This is a genomic window from Streptomyces sp. NPDC096205 (assembly GCF_044763135.1).
In the GTDB taxonomy this organism is placed as follows: domain Bacteria; phylum Actinomycetota; class Actinomycetes; order Streptomycetales; family Streptomycetaceae; genus Streptomyces.
The window spans coordinates 1,372,220-1,391,037 of the sequence record NZ_JBIWFS010000001.1 but is presented as its reverse complement, the minus strand read 5'-3'; the positions used below and the strand labels follow the sequence as shown (position 1 = coordinate 1,391,037).

The 18,818-nt window shown below is 67.4% G+C and carries 9 protein-coding genes; 6 read left to right on the top strand and 3 right to left on the bottom strand.

The window, feature by feature from the left end:
• Nucleotides 1–31 precede the first annotated feature (31 nt).
• Nucleotides 32–430 carry an OB-fold nucleic acid binding domain-containing protein gene (locus tag ACIQ6Y_RS05830; RefSeq protein WP_399650716.1) on the top strand — a complete coding sequence of 133 codons (399 nt, stop codon included), beginning with the start codon at nt 32–34 and terminating at the stop codon, nt 428–430.
• A gap of 3 nt (nt 431–433) precedes the next feature.
• Nucleotides 434–1,180: a DUF3159 domain-containing protein gene (locus tag ACIQ6Y_RS05825; protein ID WP_404033417.1), complete on the top strand. Its 747-nt coding sequence runs from the start codon at nt 434–436 to the stop codon at nt 1,178–1,180.
• 70 nt (nt 1,181–1,250) lie between these two features.
• On the opposite strand, the gene ACIQ6Y_RS05820 is transcribed toward ACIQ6Y_RS05825, so the two are convergent.
• Together ACIQ6Y_RS05820 and ACIQ6Y_RS05815 are read right to left on the bottom strand one after the other, a co-directional pair.
• Nucleotides 1,251–1,928, bottom strand: a complete 678-nt coding sequence (locus ACIQ6Y_RS05820) for a potassium channel family protein (protein WP_404033415.1) — start codon at nt 1,926–1,928, stop codon at nt 1,251–1,253.
• Complete coding sequence (locus tag ACIQ6Y_RS05815) at nt 1,928–2,596, bottom strand: potassium channel family protein (RefSeq protein WP_404033413.1); 669 nt, start codon at nt 2,594–2,596, stop codon at nt 1,928–1,930. Before ACIQ6Y_RS05815 ends, ACIQ6Y_RS05820 begins: the two co-directional genes overlap by 1 nt.
• 413 nt (nt 2,597–3,009) lie before the next feature.
• Between ACIQ6Y_RS05815 and ACIQ6Y_RS05810 the strand changes: the two genes are divergently transcribed.
• Together ACIQ6Y_RS05810 and ACIQ6Y_RS05805 are read left to right on the top strand one after the other, a co-directional pair.
• Complete coding sequence (locus ACIQ6Y_RS05810) at nt 3,010–5,058, top strand: APC family permease (RefSeq protein WP_404033410.1); 2,049 nt, start codon at nt 3,010–3,012, stop codon at nt 5,056–5,058.
• 158 nt (nt 5,059–5,216) lie between these two features.
• Nucleotides 5,217–6,545, top strand: a complete 1,329-nt coding sequence (locus ACIQ6Y_RS05805) for a class I SAM-dependent RNA methyltransferase (protein ID WP_404033407.1) — start codon at nt 5,217–5,219, stop codon at nt 6,543–6,545.
• A gap of 285 nt (nt 6,546–6,830) precedes the next feature.
• Here ACIQ6Y_RS05805 and ACIQ6Y_RS05800 read toward each other — a convergent pair whose 3' ends face one another.
• A complete protein-coding gene (locus ACIQ6Y_RS05800) occupies nt 6,831–7,604 on the bottom strand; it encodes a transposase (protein WP_404033727.1) in 774 nt (257 codons plus the stop codon).
• 312 nt (nt 7,605–7,916) lie between these two features.
• Between ACIQ6Y_RS05800 and ACIQ6Y_RS05795 the strand changes: the two genes are divergently transcribed.
• Both ACIQ6Y_RS05795 and ACIQ6Y_RS05790 read left to right on the top strand, forming a co-directional pair.
• Nucleotides 7,917–12,233 (top strand): LamG-like jellyroll fold domain-containing protein, encoded by a 4,317-nt coding sequence (locus ACIQ6Y_RS05795; RefSeq protein ID WP_404033725.1) that lies wholly within the window; start codon nt 7,917–7,919, stop codon nt 12,231–12,233.
• A 242-nt stretch (nt 12,234–12,475) separates the two neighbouring features.
• Nucleotides 12,476–18,799, top strand: a complete 6,324-nt coding sequence (locus ACIQ6Y_RS05790; protein ID WP_404033403.1) for an RHS repeat-associated core domain-containing protein — start codon at nt 12,476–12,478, stop codon at nt 18,797–18,799.
• Nucleotides 18,800–18,818: the final 19 nt, after the last annotated feature.

Below are 18,818 nucleotides of genomic sequence, written 5' to 3'. Positions count from 1 at the left end.
GCGTGTCGGTGGGGACCGGTAGGCTTTTGGCATGAGTGCTGTTCCTCGATCCGACAAGCCGGTGGGCCGGTTCCGGCGCATGCTCGACCGGCTCTCCTCGTCGCAGGAGGACCTGGAGTCCGAGGAGCTGCGAGAGGACGCCGAGACCACGGGCTGCACCCGCATCGGCGACTGTCACGACCGCGAGGTCGTCACCGTTACTGGTACCTTGCGCACCGTCACCCTGCGCCCGCGCGCGGGCGTGCCCGCCCTGGAGGCCGAGCTGTTCGACGGCTCCGCCGCCCTGGACGTGGTGTGGCTGGGTCGGCGCTCCATAGTCGGGATAGAGCCGGGACGCAGACTCATCGCGTCCGGCCGGGTCTCGATGAGCCGGGGCCGCAGGGTGCTGTTCAACCCGAAATACGAACTGAGACCGCTCGGACGGGAGTAGCCGGTGACGTCACTCGACAAGCCGACCCAGGACGCCCAGCAGGACGCCCACGATGCGAGGGCGGTGACGGAGGCCGCGCTCTTCGAGGCGTTCGGCGGCGTGCGCGGCATGGTCGAGACGGTGGTGCCCGGCCTTCTCTTCGTCACGATCTACACGATCAACAAGGACCTGCACATGTCCGCGATCGCCGCGCTCGCGGTGTCGCTGGTCCTGGTCGTGGTCCGCCTCGTGACGAAGGACACCGTCAAGCACGCCTTCAGCGGTGTCTTCGGCGTGGCCTTCGGTGTCGTCTTCGCGATGATGACCGGCAACGCCAAGGACTTCTACCTGCCCGGCATGCTCTACACGCTGGGCCTGGCGCTGGCGTACATCGTCACGACCCTGTGCGGGGTCCCGCTGATCGGCCTGATCCTCGGCCCGGTCTTCAAGGAGAACCTCTCCTGGCGCACCCGCAACCCCGGCCGCAAGAAGGCCTACGCCAAGGCCAGCTGGGCCTGGGGTCTGATCCTGCTCGCCAAGTGCGCGATCCTCTTCCCGCTGTACTGGTGGGCCGACACCACCCAGCTCGGCTGGGTCCTGGTCGCCCTGAAGATCCCGCCGTTCCTGCTCGCCGTCTATCTGACCTGGGTGTTCCTGGCGAAGGCGCCCGCGCCGATCGACGTGTTCGCCGAGATGGAGGCCGCGGAGAAGGCCGAGCAGGCCGAGCAGGCCGAGAAGGAGCGCGAGGCCGCCGCCCGCTCCGCCGAGTAGGCCCCGACCGCCTCACGAAAAGGGCGCCCCCGCCGTGCGGCAGGGGCGCCCTTCGTCGTCGTACGAGAACTCACTCGGCGGTGTCGTCGCGGCGCACCGACAGCAGGTCCTCCAGCTGCTCCTCGCGGGCCTGTGCGGCCACGAAGAGGAGTTCGTCGCCGGCCTCGAGGGAGTCGTCCTTGGACGGCGTCAGCACGCGCGTGCCGCGGATGATCGTGACCAGGGACGTGTCCTGCGGCCACTCCACATCGCCGACCTGGGTGCCGGCCAGGGCCGACTCCTCCGGCAGGGTCAGCTCCACGAGGTTGGCGTCGCCGTGGCTGAAGCGCAGCAGCCGGACCAGGTCGCCGACGCTCACCGCCTCCTCCACCAGGGCCGACATCAGGCGCGGGGTGGAGACGGCCACGTCCACGCCCCAGGACTCGTTGAACAGCCACTCGTTCTTGGGGTTGTTGACGCGGGCGACCACGCGCGGAACGCCGTACTCCGTCTTGGCGAGCAGGGAGACGACCAGGTTGACCTTGTCGTCGCCGGTCGCGGCGATGACGACGTTGCAGCGCTGCAGCGCGGCCTCGTCCAGGGAGGTGATCTCGCAGGCGTCGGCCAGCAGCCACTCGGCCTGCGGGACGCGCTCGACGGAGATGGCGGTGGGGGCCTTGTCGATCAGCAGGACCTCGTGGCCGTTCTCCAGCAGTTCACCGGCGATCGACCGGCCGACCGCACCGGCACCGGCAATGGCGACCCTCATCAGTGACCGCCCTCCTTCGGACCCTCGGAGAACGCCGCCTCGACCTTCTCGACCTCGTCGGTGCGCATCATCACGTGCACCAGGTCGCCCTCCTGCAGCACCGTCTGCGAGGTGGGCAGCATCGCCTCGCCGAGGCGGGTCAGGAACGCCACGCGCACGCCCGTCTCCTCCTGGAGCCGGCTGATCTTGTGGCCGACCCAGGCGGCGGAGGCGTGCACCTCGGCGAGCTGCACGCCACCGGTGGCGTCGCGCCACAGGGCCTCCGAGCCGGAGGGCAGCAGCCGGCGCAGCATCTGGTCCGCCGTCCAGCGGACCGTGGCCACGGTCGGGATGCCCAGGCGCTGGTAGACCTCGGCGCGGCGGGGGTCGTAGATGCGGGCCGCGACGTTCTCGATGCCGAACATCTCGCGGGCCACGCGTGCGGCGATGATGTTGGAGTTGTCGCCGCTGGAGACCGCGGCGAAGGCGCCCGCCTCCTCGATGCCGGCCTCGCGCAGGGTGTCCTGGTCGAAGCCGACGCCGGTGACGCGGCGGCCACCGAAGGAGGAGCCGAGGCGGCGGAAGGCGGTGGGGTCCTGGTCGATCACCGCGACCGTGTGCCCCTGTTGCTCCAGGGTCTGGGCGAGAGCGGACCCCACTCTGCCGCAGCCCATGATGACGATGTGCACGACCGTCCTTCCGGTGTCAAAGGTCGTTGACTTGGCTGAAACGCTCAAAACAGGGTCTCAGACCGCCGACCAAGCTACACACGCACGGTCGGCCGACGGCACCCCCGTGCACGGTCCGACCCGCTCAGCGGCGGCTGATACTGCGCACACTGGCGAAGGTCAGGACGGTCAGGGCGACGAGCGCGGCGGTGGCGCCGATGAGTTCTGCGGCGGTGGCCATAAGGGGCTCCGAAGTGGGGGTACGGGCTGTCGCAGCCGGCGGACGGGGCGTGGTGGACGGGTTTGTCATATAGACATGGAGACGCCTGGGGCGCGGTTGCGCCTTGCTGGTCCGGTGGCCGAATTTCACTCGTGAGGCACAAGACGGTGGGCCGGTGGGCGGTCTGCTGTTCGAGCCCTTACGATGTTCTGTTGTGTCCAAACTGACCGACGTGCCCAAACGGATTCTGATCGGGCGCGCTCTGCGCAGCGACCGGCTCGGAGAAACGCTCCTGCCGAAGCGCATCGCCCTGCCCGTCTTCGCCTCCGACCCGCTGTCCTCCGTGGCGTACGCGCCCGGCGAGGTGCTGCTGGTCCTGTCCATCGCGGGCGTGTCGGCCTACCACTTCAGCCCCTGGATCGCCGTCGCGGTCGTCGTGCTGATGTTCACGGTGGTCGCCTCCTACCGGCAGAACGTGCACGCCTACCCCAGCGGCGGCGGCGACTACGAGGTGGCCAACACCAACCTCGGCCCCAAGGCGGGGCTCACCGTCGCCAGCGCCCTGCTCGTCGACTACGTCCTCACCGTCGCCGTCTCCATCGCCTCCGGCATCGAGAACCTGGGGTCCGCGGTCCCGTTCGTCGTCGAGCACAAGGTGCTCTGCGCGATCGGCGTGATCGTGCTGCTGACGCTGATGAACCTGCGGGGCGTGCGGGAGTCCGGCGCGCTCTTCGCGATCCCGACGTACGTCTTCGTCGCGGGCGTCTTCGTCATGATCGCCTGGGGCGCCTTCCGCGGGCTGGTCCTGGACGACACCCTGCGGGCGCCGACCGCGGGATACGAGATCGAGCCCGAGCACCAGGGCCTGGCCGGCTTCGCCCTGGTCTTCCTGCTGCTGCGTGCCTTCTCCTCCGGCTGTGCCGCGCTCACCGGCGTGGAGGCCATCTCCAACGGCGTCCCGGCCTTCCGCAAGCCCAAGTCGAAGAACGCCGCGACCACGCTGGCCCTGATGGGTCTGCTGGCCGTCACCATGTTCTGCGGGATCATCGCCCTCGCGATGGTGTCCGAGGTCCGGATGGCCGAGAACCCCGCCAAGGACCTGCTGGACGGCGGCGTACCGGTCGGCGCGGACTACATCCAGCACCCGGTGATCTCCCAGGTCGCCGAGGCCGTCTTCGGCAAGGGCAGCTTCCTGTTCATCGTGCTGGCCGCGGCCACCGCGCTGGTGCTGTTCCTCGCCGCCAACACCGCCTACAACGGCTTCCCCGTCCTCGGCTCGATCCTCGCCCAGGACCGCTATCTGCCGCGCCAGCTGCACACCCGCGGCGACCGCCTCGCCTTCTCCAACGGCATCGTGCTCCTGGCCGGCGCGGCCACGCTGCTGGTGTGGATCTACGGCGCCGACTCCACGCGGCTGATCCAGCTGTACATCGTCGGTGTGTTCGTGTCCTTCACGCTCAGCCAGATCGGCATGGTCCGGCACTGGAACCGCCACCTTGCCGAGGAGCGCGACCCCGGCAAGCGCCGCCGCATGGTCCGCTCCCGCGCGATCAACACCTTCGGCGCCTTCTTCACCGGCCTGGTGCTGGTCGTCGTCCTGATCACCAAGTTCACCCACGGCGCCTGGGTCGCCCTGCTCGGCATGGTGATCTTCTACGTCACCATGACCGCGATCCGCCGCCACTACGACCGGGTCGCCTCCGAGATCGCCGCCCCCGAGGGCCCCAGCGACGACAGCGTGCGGCCCTCCCGGGTCCACTCCGTGGTGCTGATCTCCAAGATCCACCGCCCGACCCTGCGCGCCCTCGCCTACGCCAAGCTGATGCGCTCCGACACCCTGGAGGCGCTCACCGTCAACGTCGACCCGACCGAGACCCGGGCGCTGCGCGACGAATGGGAGCGGCGCGGTATCGACGTACCGCTGAAGGTCCTCGACTCGCCCTACCGCGAGGTCACCCGGCCGGTCATCGAGTACGTCAAGAGCCTGCGCCGGGAGTCGCCGCGCGACGCGGTGTCCGTGATCATCCCCGAGTACGTCGTCGGCCACTGGTACGAGCACCTGCTGCACAACCAGAGCGCCCTGCGTCTGAAGGGCCGGCTGCTCTTCACCCCCGGCATCATGGTCACCTCGGTCCCGTACCAGCTCCAGTCCTCCGAGGCCGCCAAGAAGCGGGCCCGCAAGCGGTCGGAGTGGAACGCGCCGGGTTCGGTGCGCCGGGGCCCCGCGCAGGAGCGGGAGAAGGAGCCGAGCGGCAAGGAGTGAGGCCGGCCTTCCGGGGCCCTTCCTCGGCGGGCGGAGGCCCGCACCGGACGACGTAGACTGGTGGGCTGTTGTCCCGCGAGCGCGGGCTGTCGCCGTCCCGCGACAGGGGGCCCGCCGCCCTGTCACCCGTACCTTTCCCTGATCTGGAGTCACCCGCCATGCAGGCAGAACCGAAGAAGTCGCTGGTGGGCGAGGAGTACGAGGTCGAGGTCGGCCCGGTCGCCCACGGCGGCCACTGCATCGCCCGCACGTCCGAGGGGCAGGTGCTGTTCGTACGGCACACGCTGCCCGGCGAGCGGGTCGTGGCGCGGGTGACCGAGGGCGAGGAGGGCGACCGCTTCCTGCGGGCCGACGCCGTCGAGGTGCTGTCGGCGTCCAAGGACCGGGTCGAGGCGCCCTGCCCGTACGCCGGCCCCGGCCGCTGCGGCGGCTGCGACTGGCAGCACGCCAAGCCGGGCGCCCAGCGGCGCTTCAAGGGTGAGGTCATCGCCGAGCAGCTCAAGCGGCTCGCGGGCCTCACCCCGGAGGAGGCCGGCTGGGACGGCACGGTGATGCCGGCCGAGGGCGACAAGCTGCCCGCGGGACAGGTGCCGCAGTGGCGCACCCGCGTGCAGTACGCGGTGGACGCCGAGGGCCACGCGGGGCTGCGCCGCCACCGCTCGCACGAGGTCGAGCGCATCGAGCACTGCATGATCGCCGCGGAGGGCGTCAGCGAGCTGGGCATCGAGCAGCGCGACTGGACCGGCATGGAGTCGGTCGAGGCCATCGCGGCGACGGGCAGCCAGGACCGCCAGGTCATCCTGACCCCGCGCCCGGGCGCGCGCCTGCCGCTGGTCGAGCTGGACAAGCCGGTCTCGGTGATGCGGGTCGAGGAGAAGGACGGCGGCGTCCACCGCGTACACGGCCGCCCCTTCGTCCGCGAGCGCGCCGACGGCCGTACCCACCGGGTCGGCAGCGGCGGCTTCTGGCAGGTCCACCCGAAGGCGGCCGACACCCTGGTGACGGCGGTCATGCAAGGCCTGCTCCCGCGCAAGGGCGACATGTGCCTGGACCTCTACTGCGGCGTGGGCCTGTTCGCCGGCGCCCTCGCCGACCGCATCGGCGACAAGGGCGCGGTCCTCGGCATCGAGTCCGGCAAGCGCGCGGTCGAGGACGCCCGCCACAACCTCGCCGACTTCCCCCGCGTCCGCGTCGAACAGGGCAAGGTCGACGCCGTCCTGCCCCGCACCGGCATCACCGACGTCGACCTCATCGTCCTCGACCCGCCGCGTGCCGGCGCGGGCCGCAAGACGGTGGCCCAGCTCGCCGCGCTGGGCGCCCGGCGCATCGCCTATGTCGCGTGCGATCCGGCCGCGTTGGCTCGGGACATCGCCTACTTCCGGGAGGGTGGGTACCGGGTGCGGACGCTTCGGGCGTTCGATCTGTTTCCGATGACCTCGCATGTGGAGTGCGTGGCGATTCTTGAGCCGGTTACAAAGGGAATCTGACCTGCGGTTTTATTGGGTTCTGCAGGCATGGCCGGTTGCGCTCGACCTGTTTTCTGAAGTGCACAACGTGAACACGACCCGCGCTTACGGACCCCGCTGACCTGCTGTTTCGCGAGCTGTGTCCAGGTAATGGACGCGCATCCTCTGTCCAGGCTCACGCGGCGGCAGGTCTTGTTGACGCTCAGGCGACGCTCGTTCTGATGGCCTGTCAGCGATGTCGCGAATGGACGTGAAGCACACACCGTGTCGGCAGACGACTAAAGGTTGTCCCGTATGGGGTCTGAGTCAATGCGAGAGGGCCATGTTGTGGAGGCGTGCGACACCGAGCATGGCGTGATGAACGCCGCTGCCCTTGAGCCGGCCGGCCCGCAGGACTTTCCAGTTCTTCAGGCGGGACAGGGCATGCTCGACTCGTGCCCTTGCCCGGCGATGGACGGCGTTCTCCGCCTCCTGCTGCGGACTCAGATGGTCCTGGCCTCGCTGTCTGCGGTGCGGGATAAGCAGTCCCGTGCCCTGGTAGCCGCCGTCGGCGATGGCGGGCACGCCGCGGCAGACCCGGTCGACGCCGGACCCGGTGAAGGCCCGGCAGTCGTTGCGGCTCCCGGGCAGCGGATCACCGACGGCCACCACCAGCCGGCTGTTGGCGTCGATGACCACCTGTAGGTTCGTCGAGTACCGGTAGTTCTTGCTCGACGCGGCCACGCTGCGATCCCTGGTGGGCACCAGCGTGCCCTCGACGATGTAGACGGTGTCCTCACGTTTGCGGCGGGCCGGCGAGATCGCCAGCAGCGGAGCCAGATGGTCCAGGATCCGGTCCGCGGCCGACTTCGAGATCCCGAACAGCGGTGCCACCTGCCGCAACGTGAGGTTCGTACGCCAGTAGGTGGCCACCATCAACACCCGGTCCTCCAACGGCAGCCGCCACGGACGGCCCCGCTGGACATCACCACCACGTCGTCCAACCATTGCGACAAGCCGGGTGAACTGCGCCGGGCTCAACCCGACGAACGGCTCGATCCACTTCGGACCATCTGCTGAGATCACCCCATCCCGCCTCAGCCCTCCCACCCGTTACGGGACCACCTTTAGGCATTACCACGCCCATGATGCGGCGTTCTGAGGAGGCGTGATGGGTCGTGGGTGGATTGCCGCTTCTGCGGATGCAGGAGTCGGGGCGTTCCGCTGCAACCGGGCCGGAGTGCCAGATGTCCGGACATCCGGATGTTCAACTTCTGAGATGCCGGGCAGGCGCGTTTTGGCTGCTCAGCGCATATTCGGACATGTTTTCGTGACCTGCGTCACATCTAATTGACCGGTTTCCGTAACTCCATTTTTACTCTCTGCATCCTGTGTGAGTTCTGTGTCCAGGGGATGGGATCTGTGAAGTCTTGGTGGGGTGGGACGCCTGCGTCGCGGGCGCGAAGAACAAGATCTGTGGTGCTGGGGGGCGTTGCAGCCTCGCTGGTGCTGACGGCGTTGCCTGCGTTGCCGATTTCGTCGGCGGCAGTCGGTTCAGCTGCTGCCGCGGAAGCGTCCACGGGTGCGGCGCAAGTGTCCACGGGTGCAGTGGATGAAGAGACGGCGCTGGAGAAAGCCCGGAAGACCGGCGAGTTGGTGGAGGTGCTGTCCCTCCGGGGGGAAGCCAGCGAGGTGTTCGCCACCCCGGATGGGAACCTCGAGGCCCGCGAATATCTGCGCCCGACCTGGACGCGTAGCGGTGGTGCCTGGAGGCGCGTAGACACCGACCTGGCGGCAACCACGAATGGGATGGTCGCCCCCAAGGCGACAACCGTGGACCTGGAGTTCTCCGGCGGCGGTTCGGACGCACCCCTGGTGCGCATGGAGCGTGCCGGTCGGGAGTTGAGTCTTTCGTGGCCGACCGCGCTGCCGGAACCACAGCTGTCGGGCGCCGTGGCGACGTATCCAGAGGTCCTCCCGGGCGTCGACCTGCGGATGACCGCGCAGGAGGACGGCTTCACTCAATTGCTTGTGGTCAAGTCGGCTGAAGCCGCAGCGAATCCGAAGCTGGCCGAACTGCGCCTGAAGTTGAACACCGACGGCATGACGGTCCATAAGACGGCTCAGGGCGGCCTCGAAGCGGTCGATGACGGCGCCAAGGGGACGGTGTTCGAGGCGCCGAAGCCGTTGATGTGGGACTCCAGTGCCGGCGAGTCTTCACCAGCACTGAAGACGCTCGCCCTTGCCGCCGAGGACGAAGACGACACGCCGGTCGAGCCCGGCGCGGGCGAGTCCGGCAAGCTGGCCCAAGTGGGTGTGGAACTTCCTGTCGGCAACGACGAACTGGTGCTCATCCCCGATCAGGACGTACTCAAGGGTCCAGACACTGAGTACCCCGTGTTCATCGATCCACAGTGGTACTCGCCGCAAGCCTCGGCCTGGACGATGGCGTCGAAGTACTGGGCTTCCTCGCCGCAGTGGAAGTTCAACGGCGAGTCCGACGCCGGCATGGGCTACTGCGACTGGTACTACTGCCAGCCGCATGACACCAAGCGGCTCTTCTACCGGATCCCCGTGTCGGCGTTCGCCGGGAAGTCGATCCTGTCGGCCGAGTTCGTGGTGCGTAACACCTGGTCCGCGTCCTGCTCGGACCGCTATGTGGAGCTGTGGCAGACGCAGGGGATCTCCGACTCCACAACCTGGAACTCACAGAACGCAACTGGCTTCTGGGTCAAGCAGCTGGGCTCGAAGCCGTTCGCATACGGATTTTCGGGTTGCAGCGCGGCGGAGGCCGAGTTCGATGTGAAGTCGGCGGTCCAGGCGGCTGCCAACAACCGGGAAGCCACCATGACGTTCGGCCTGCGGGCTGCTAACGAGACCGACGGCTACGGGTGGAAGCGGTTCTCGGACAAGGCGTTCCTGCGAGTGCAGTACAACCGCCCGCCCGCGCAGTTGAAGATGTCCCAGCTGACGATGCGGTACGGAGGCACGTGTAAGACGCCCTCGAACGCGGAGTATGTGCGCACGCTGGGCCTGATCTATGCCACCGATGTCACCGACCCGGACGGCGACAGCGTTGCGGTGCAGTTCCAGGCGAAGTGGGACGGCGGTTCGTGGACTCCAGCGAGGACGTCGTTCAAGGCATCGGGGTCGTCCTTCTCGATCAGCCTGCCTGAATCGACGCCGACGAAGCCTACGCCGATCCCGGAGCACAAGAGCATCGGCTGGTATGCCCGCGTGTATGACGGGGCGCAGTACTCGGCGTGGTCGTATGCGGGTGACGCGTCGGCCTGCTACTTCCTGTACGACAAGCAGGCGCCGGCGACTCCCAAGATCAGCTCTGTCGAGTACCCAGAGTCGGACATGGCGAACCCCGAAGACCCTTGGTACGACGGTGTTGGTCAGTACGGTACGTTCACCATCGATGGCGTGAACTCGGATGTTACGACGTATCTGTACGGCATCAACGGGTCGCCGTCTCCGTTGAACAAGATCACAACCTCGGGTGGGGCCGCGCAGTTCGTGAAGGTGCTGCCGACCAAGCCTGGCCTCAATTTCTTTATGGCGCAGGCAATCGACGCCGCAGGACGCACCAGTGCGCCCTACACCTACTTCTTCCGGGTGAAGGCTGGTCAGCCCGATCGCGCCACCTGGCAGTTGGACGAGGACGCCGGGGTGAGTGAGGCGAAGGGTTCGACACCCGCCCGGACGCTGAAGCTGCAGGGCGGCACCACGGCCGGTGTGGCTGGTGTCACGGACACGGCGGTGCAGTTCAACGGCGACGGCTACGCCTCCACCGATCTCTCCCCTGTCGACACCACGCAGGGATTCACCGTGTCCGCGTGGGCGAAGTTCGACCGGCAGCCCGACCAGTCGGTTGTGGTGGCGGCCCAGCCGGGCAACATCAGGGCCGGTTTCCAGCTGTACTACTCCCCAGTTGCCGGCTGGGTGTTCAGCCAGCATTCCGCAGATACGGCCGACGCGACCCTGATCAGGGCTCAGGCCGCCACACCGGCCCCGGTCACGGTGGGCAAGTGGACGCACGTGGCCGGCTCGTACGACGCAGGCCTTGACCTGCTGCGGCTGTACGTCGATGGCCAACTGGTCGGCGAGAAGATCTGGTCCACGCCATGGAACGCCCGCCGCGGTCTCATACTGGGCGCCGGCTCGTCAAGCGGAGTACCTGGCAACTTCTTCCCCGGTGTCATCGATGAGGTGCAGATCTTCAACCGCCAGCTGGAAGCCGGCGAGGTCGGCAAGCTGTACGCGAAGCAGACCGTCGGCGACCCGGGGTCCCCTGCGCTGGCGGTGTTTGGCATGAATGACAAGACCGACGACGCCAAGCCCGTCACCGAGATCGAGGGGCATGGTGGGGTACTGTCGGCCACCTACCACGGCACCGTCACCACGGGCGTGGAGGGGATCGCGGGGAAGGCGACCCGTTTCGACGGCACAACCGGCTACGGACAGATAGGCACGACGGGCGCGCCGCATGTGAACACCTTCCGCAGCTTCACCGTGTCCGCCTGGGCCAGGCTGGACAAGCTCACGCAGACTGGCGTCGTGGCAGCCCAGGCCGGCAAGGAGCGGCCCGGATTTGAGCTGTACTATTCCGCGGCTGCCCAGAAGTGGGTGTTCGCTCAGTACTCTGCGGACTCGGCTGACGCTGGCATCGTGCGTGCGACGCAGCTGTCCGGGGCGGTGCCGGGTGAAGGAGACTGGGCGCATCTGGTCGGAGTACATGACACCGTGGCCAACACCCTCACGCTGTATGTGAACGGTGTGAAGGTCGGCTCCGCCACGCAGACCAGCCCTTTCTACGCCGCCCAGTCGATGTATATCGGTGCCGCAAGCTTCAGTGGGACGACCCAGTACTTCTTTCCTGGCACCGTCGACGACGTTCGGGTGCTGGACCGGCCAGTCTCGGCCCAAGAGGTCCAACAGATGTTCCAGCAGCGCCCGCTGCTCAAGACGCGCTGGAAGTTCGAGGAGACGTCCGCGACATCACCGGTGACCACGCCGGACGACGCGAAGACCGGGAACAAGCTGACGTTGCTCGGCGGTGCGTCCAAGGTTCAGGACCTCGAGGCCATCGACGGTCATGCGATGAAGCTGGATGGCACAGGCGGATACGCCACCGCGGACAGCGTGCCCGCCGACACCTCGGGGAGCTTCACACTGACCGCGTGGGCGCAGGCTGTCGCCACGCCTGACAGGCCAGTGACGCTGGTAAGCGCAGAAGGCAGCAATCAAGGCGCGTTCACCGTGCGTTTCGTGCCCGACGCTTCCGGCCGGACCTGGGGCCGCTGGCAGCTTGCGGTGGCCGACAAGAATGCCGCTGATGCCACCGTGGTCAAGGCCAACAACGGCGAGGTCTCCAATGCCACCGCGTGGCACCACCTGGCTCTGGTCTACGACGGCTTCGCCAAGCAGGCCCGCCTCTACGTGGACGGCACTCTCGATGCGTTCACCTGCCCTGACGCTGACGGCGACGGCGAGGCCGATGACTCCGCTTGCGAGGACCGGGTGCCGTGGGCGGAGAACGCGCTCGCCTTCAAAGCCACGTCCTTGCAGATCGGCCGCTACCGCTCGGGCACGGCAGCCGCGGGCTCGTATTTCCCGGGCCTGGTGGACGACGTGTGGACCTTCCAGGGCGTGCTCACGGACGCGCAGGTCAACAAGATGGCGGGCAGCCTGATCGGCTTGCCCACGAAGGTGCCTGGCGACTGACGTGACAGGCGAGGGGCCTAAGGCTGAGCTTGGGCCCCTTCCTTTGTCCATATCCATGCCGCTGTTGCGGTGGTCTCGCGCCCGCAAAATCAGTATGCCGGGCGCCGGTTGATGAGGAATCGAGTCAAAGCATGTATGGCATACCGCGCCCATGGCGCGTAGCTGCCCTGCGGTGGAAATCCGCTCCAAGGCGCAGAAGGTCAGTTCTGGGGCGCAGAGTCGCCCTGGGAACATCGGCGGTGATGGTCGCCACGCTGTTGCAGGCGACGGCGTTCACGCCGGCCGCCGAGGCGGCGGGCAAGGGACGCCCCGAGGTCTCCGATCCGGACAAGCCGGTTGCGGGCACGTCCGGTACGAAGGTCAAGCCGCGGAAGCTCCAGAAGGGCCCGCGCACCCCGCAGGAGGCGCCGAAGGCCGACTGGCCCGAGGCGGGTGCCGCCCTCGTCATGCTGAAGGAGCCGACCGCCAAGGCCGGTGCCCCGGTGAAGGCCAAGGGGCTCCCGGTTGCACTGAACACGCCTGCGAAGAAGGTGAAGTCGGCGACCGGCGGCACCATCGAGGCGAAGGTCCTAGGCCGTGAGGCCGCGAAGAAGGCGGGCGTCGACGGGGTGCTGTTCACCCTGAAGGCCAAGGACAAGACGTCCGCCGGTATGGTGGGCGCCACGCTGGACTACTCGGAGTTCGCCGAGGCGTTCGGCGGTGCCTACGCCTCCCGGCTGGCCCTGGTGGAGCTGCCCGCCTGTGCGCTGACCACGCCGAAGAAGAAGGCGTGCCGCACCGCCACGCTTCTGCCCACGGAGAATGACACCGAGGCACAGACACTCACCGCTCGCAGAGTTTCGGTGAGCAGCAGCTCGCCCACCTTGATGGCCACGACCTCCGGGGACGCGGGCAAGACCGGCGAATACAAGGCAAGTCCGCTGTCCCCATCGGCGACCTGGCGCACCGACCTCAACACCGGTGACTTCGGTTGGTCGTACGACATCCCGGTGCCCGAGGTGCCCGGCGGCCTCACCCCGCACGTTGGTCTGAGGTACTCCTCCGGCACGGTCGACGGCCGTACCGGCAACACCAACAACCAGTCCTCGTGGGTCGGCGACGGCTTCGAGTTGTCGCCCGGTTTCATCGAGCGCCGCTACAAGGCGTGCGCGGACGACGGTCAGACGGCCGCCGACGGTGTCAACAAGCCGGGCGACCTGTGCTGGGGCTATGACAACGCCTACATCACCTTCAACGGCAAGGGCGGCGAGCTCGTCCCGACCGGGGTGACCGACGAGTTCAAGCTGAAGCAGGACGACGGCACGCTCGTCAAGCGGCTGCGCAACACCGCGCTGGCCAACGGCGACAACGACGGTGAGTACTGGCGCGTAACCACCCCTGACGGCACGCGCTACTACTTCGGGTACAACCGTCTTTCCGGCTGGGCAGAGGGCAAGGAAGAGACAAACTCATCCTGGACCGTGCCTGTCTTTGGCGATGACGCCAACGAGCCGTGCAACGCCAGCACCTTCGCCGCCTCCTGGTGCCAGCAGACTTGGCGCTGGAACCTGGACGCCGTCATCGACACGCACAACAACCGGATAACGTACTACTACGGCAAGGAGACCAACTCCTACGGCCGTAACCTCAAGGCCGCGGACGACACCCCGTACGTACGAGGCGGGTACCTCAAGCGTATCGAGTACGGTCTGCACGCCGCCTTCTATCAGCAGCCGTTGGCCAAGGTGGAGTTCACCAACTCGGAGCGGTGCATACCGAACGCGAGCACGACGTGTTCGTCGATCTCCACGGACTCGTTCTACTGGTACGACACCCCGTGGGACATGAACTGCGTGGCGGGCACCGACTGCGACAACGGGCGGCTCGCGCCGACCTTCTGGACCCGTAAGCGGCTGACCGGCATCTCCACCTCGGTCCTCAACGGTACGGCTTACAGCAAGGTTGATTCCTGGGCGCTGACGCACCGCTGGGGTCAGGCGGACGTCGACTACCAGCTGCTGCTGGACTCCATCCAGCACACCGGCCACACCGGTGCCACCCCGATCACGCTGCCAAAGACGACGCTGGCCTACACACAGCTGGCCAACCGCATGGACGCAACGGGGGACGGCTACGCCCCGTTCATCAAGGCGCGCCTGTCGACGGTCGCCGACGAGCACGGCGGGCAGATCGACGTCAACTACTCAGCTTCGGCCTGCGACCCGGCCGCGCTGCCGACGCCGGAGACGAACACCACCCGGTGCTTCCCGCAGATGCTGGGGGGGTGGGGCACCGAGGCGCCGGAGGAGCACTGGTTCAACAAGTATGTCGTGACCTCGGTGACCGCCACGGACCGCACGGGTGGTGCGCCGGACGCGGTGACCGCGTACGAGTACCTGGGCGGTAGTGCGTGGCATTACGACGACGATGACGGTCTGACCGAGGAGAAGAACAAGACCTGGTCGCAGTGGCGTGGTTACGGCCACGTCCGGGTCAAGACCGGCGGCCAGGGCGGCGCCACGTACATGAAAACGCAAGCGGACAGCTGGTTCCTGCGGGGTATGCACGGTGACCGGCTGAACGCCTCCGGTGGTACCAAGACCGTCAGCGTCACCCTCGACACCGGCGAGGGCGACCCCATCGTCGACCACGAGTCGGCGGCCGGTTTCGCATACAAGACCGCCACGTACTCCGGTCCGGGCGGCAAGGTGCTGGCGAAGACCGTCGAGCGGCCCTGGTACCACGAGACTGCGAAGAGGGTCCGCTCGTGGGGCACGGTGACCGCGAACCTCGCCGGTACCGGCGAGTCGCGGACCTGGACGTCGCTGGACGACGGGGCGGGCAGCCAGTGGCGCACCACCTCGGTCGCGATGACGCACGACACCGTCGCTGGACGCGTCACCAAGGTCGACGACCAGGGCGACACCTCCACCACGACCGACGACTTGTGCACCCGCACCACCTACACAACCAACGCCACCGCCAACATCCTCACCCTGCCCTCGCGGGTGGAGACGGTGTCGGTGTTGTGTGCCACCACCCCGGACCGCACCAAGCAGGTCGTCTCTGACGTGCGCAGCGCGTACGACGGCCTCGCCTACGGCGCGTCGCCCACCAAGGGCGACGCAACCGCCTCCGCCACGCTGACCAAGCACAACGGCACCACCGGCACCTACCTGGAAACCGGTGCCACCTTCGACGCCTACGGCCGCTCCCTGACGGCCACCGACCTGACAGCGAACGTCACCGCCACCGAGACGACCGCTCCGGTGCGCGCCGCGCGCAGCGACGGTCTGACCAGCACTACCGCCTACACCCCGGCCACCGGCTTCCCGACGACGGTCACCACGACCACGCCGCCGGCCAAGGCAGGGAATTCGACAACTGCGCAGACGAGCACCACGACGCTGGAAACGCTGCGTGGCCTGCCCACAGAGCAGACGGACAGCAACGGCAAGATCGAGAGCTTCACGTACGACGCGCTAGGCCGCGCCGACAAGATCTGGCTCGCCGACCGCAGGACCGGACAGACGCCGTCGTACGAGTTCAACTACTTCATCGACGAGGGCAAACCGACCGCGGTTCGCACCCTCACTCTGGACAACGGCGGCGCCCAGATCGCGTCGTACACCCTGTACGACGGTCTGCTGCGGGTCCGCCAGACGCAGGACATCGGCCCCGACGGCGGACGCCTGATCGCGGACAACTTCTACGATGAACGCGGCCTGCTCGCCAAGGAGTTCGCCTCCTACTACACGACCGGCGCGCCCAATCGGGAGCTTTTCAAGCCGGTCGACGCGCTGAGCGCGGAGACACAGACCTGGCACGCCTACGACGGTTTGAACCGCGAGATCACAACCAAGCGTGTCGCGGGCAACGGCGACGGCGGCGCCGACCTGGGCACCACCACCACCAGCTACAACGGTGACCGCACCACGGTGATCCCGCCCCTGGGCGGCACCGCCACCACCACCCTGACCAATGTCCGCGGCCAGATCGTGGAGTCGCGCCAGCACCACACGCGCAGCGCGACGGCCACCTACGACTCCACCACGTACAAGCACACCCCGTCCGGCAAGCTGTCCCAGGTCACCGACCCGGCCGGCAACCAGTGGCTGTACGAGTATGACCTGCTTGGCAACCGGATCAAGTCCACGGACCCCGACAAGGGCGTCACCGTCAGCACGTACGACGACCGTGGCCGGCTCATCACCACCAAGGACTCCGAGAACCGGGTTCTGTTCCGGGTCTACGACCAGCTCGGCCGCCAGACCGAGCTGCGCGACGCCAGCGCCACCGGCACCCTCCGCGCCTCGTGGACGTACGACACGATCACCGGCGCCAAGGGCTATCTGGCCTCCGCAACCCGGTACGACGCGGACGGTGACAAGTACACCAGCGAGGTCGTGACGTACGACCTGCTGTACCGGCCGGTGCGCACCTCAGTGACGGTCCCGACGTCCGAGGGCGCCCTGGCGGGCACCTACCAGGCGGGCATCACTTACAAGCCTTCCGGTCTAGTGTCGGGTGTGTCGTACTCGGCGGCGGGCGCCCTGCCGGCCGGTTCTTACGGCTACTCGTACGACTCCGCCCTGCGTCCGGTGTCGATCCTCGGTGACGGCTTCCAAGCAGACACCACGTACTCCCACACGGGCAAGCCGCTGCAGTACGAGTATGGCTCCACGGCAGCGGGTGCGAAGAAGACCTGGGTGACCAACACCTACGAGTGGGGCACCCAGCGGCTGGCCACCTCCCGCGTGGACCGGCAAGACATCGCCGGTGTTGACCGGGCCACCACGTTCGGCTACGACCAGGTCGGCAGCATCCGGTCGATCGCCGACGTGTCACGCGACGGCACCGATACCCAGTGCTTCACCTACGACTACCTGCGCCGCATGACGGAGGCGTGGACTGAGGGCGACACCGCCTGCTCGGCCGCGCCCGCCCAGAGCGTGGTGGGTGGCGTGGCGCCGTACTGGCACTCCTACACCTACGACGAGACAGGCAACCGCAAGACCGAGACTCTGCATAACGGGGGCGGCGACACCACCCGCTCTTACGTCCACCCGCCGGCCGGCGGCCCTCAGCCGCACACGCTCACCGAGGTGAACGAGGCCGGTCCGTCGGGCACGTCGAAGACCAGCTATATCTATGACAAGACCGGCAACACCACCGACCGCATGATCGGCGACACCACCCAGACGCTGGAGTGGGACGCCGAGGGCCACGTCACCAAGGTCACCCAGCCCGTCGAGGGCAAGCCGGCCGAGGTCACCGAGTACGTGTACGACGCCGACGGCAGCCGGCTGATCGCCCGCGGCCCGAACGAGACCACGCTCTACCTCGGCAACACCGAAATCGTCCTGCCCAAGGACGCGACCACGACCAAGGCCACCCGGTACATCGACCTGGGGAGCGGCAACCAGGCCGTTCAGGCCAACGACGGCTCGATTTCCATCACCGTCGCCGACCACCTCGGCACCGGCCAGCTCCAGATCAAGACTGCCGACCTCGGCCTGTCCCAGCGCCGCACCCTGCCCTTCGGTGGCAACCGCGGTACAGCCACCGGCACTTGGACCGGAACCAAGGGTTACGTCGGCGGCACCGACGACACCGAAACCACCGGCCTGACCCACCTCGGAGCGCGCGAATACGATTCCGCGACGGGCAGGTTTATCTCGGTCGACCCGATCATGGATCTCAGCGATCCACAGCAGATCAACGGATACGCCTACAGCAACAACAACCCCGTCACCTTCTCCGACCCAACCGGCCTCATACTTGCCTGCGGCAGCAAGGGGAATGGCGATTGTCCTAATGACGGCCCTACGGGGCCCGTCCGTGAGGAGTCATGCGACTCCTGCCATGCATCCCAAGGCGGGGGATCGGGATCGACAGATGGGGGTGGAAGCCCACCCCCTCCGCCGGCCAGTGAAGCCCCTACGCTGGTGAACACCGCCCTGACCGTCGGGCTCATCCGCGCGATCGCGAATCAGTATGAATTCTTCAACGGGAATCAGTACCAGTTCCAGCAGAGCCTCCAGACGCTAGCTGACTTCTGCAAGAAGAACCCCGCAAAATGCCGAGGCAACTTCACCTTGACCCTTGCGCAGGTCGAGGTAAAGGGAAAGGGTTTCGGTGCGGTTGACCCTACGCGCGTCGTCGGGTTCGCCAGCAAGGGTGGTCTGCCTCAGAACTTGATGGACGAATACACGCGGCTCGGCGTCCCCGTGTACAAGGCATCTGCCTCCGATGGTAAAGGGCATTCGGAGGATGCGGCGGCCAAGTTCCGGGCAGATATAAAGCAGCAGGAGAAGGACCTTGGATCCAGGATCACACGCGTCCAGAGCGCCTATGTAAGTGTCAGGGTATGTTCTGATCACTGTGCTCGACAGCTCACCCGGTTCTTCGGCCGTGATGACGTCAAGATCCCCGTGAGGAGCAACGGTATGATCAACGGCAAGGTGATCAACACGCCGCTGCTGAAGGAGTTGCGTGGGACGACGGGCCGCGGCGCCGCCCTGAATGTCGTACTTCGCAACTTGAAGAATGGGTTCTTCGGCGGACGTGCGGGACGCGGCCGCTGAGCTGAGCTGAAAGGGGGCG

Coding starts and splice junctions, on each gene's coding strand:
- ACIQ6Y_RS05805 (WP_404033407.1), top strand. CDS start 5,217: ATGCAGGCAGAACCGAAGAAGTCGCTGGTGGGCGAGGAGTACGAGGTC.
- ACIQ6Y_RS05795 (WP_404033725.1), top strand. CDS start 7,917: ATGGGATCTGTGAAGTCTTGGTGGGGTGGGACGCCTGCGTCGCGGGCG.
- ACIQ6Y_RS05790 (WP_404033403.1), top strand. CDS start 12,476: ATGGTCGCCACGCTGTTGCAGGCGACGGCGTTCACGCCGGCCGCCGAG.
- ACIQ6Y_RS05830 (WP_399650716.1), top strand. CDS start 32: ATGAGTGCTGTTCCTCGATCCGACAAGCCGGTGGGCCGGTTCCGGCGC.
- ACIQ6Y_RS05820 (WP_404033415.1), bottom strand. CDS start 1,928: ATGAGGGTCGCCATTGCCGGTGCCGGTGCGGTCGGCCGGTCGATCGCC.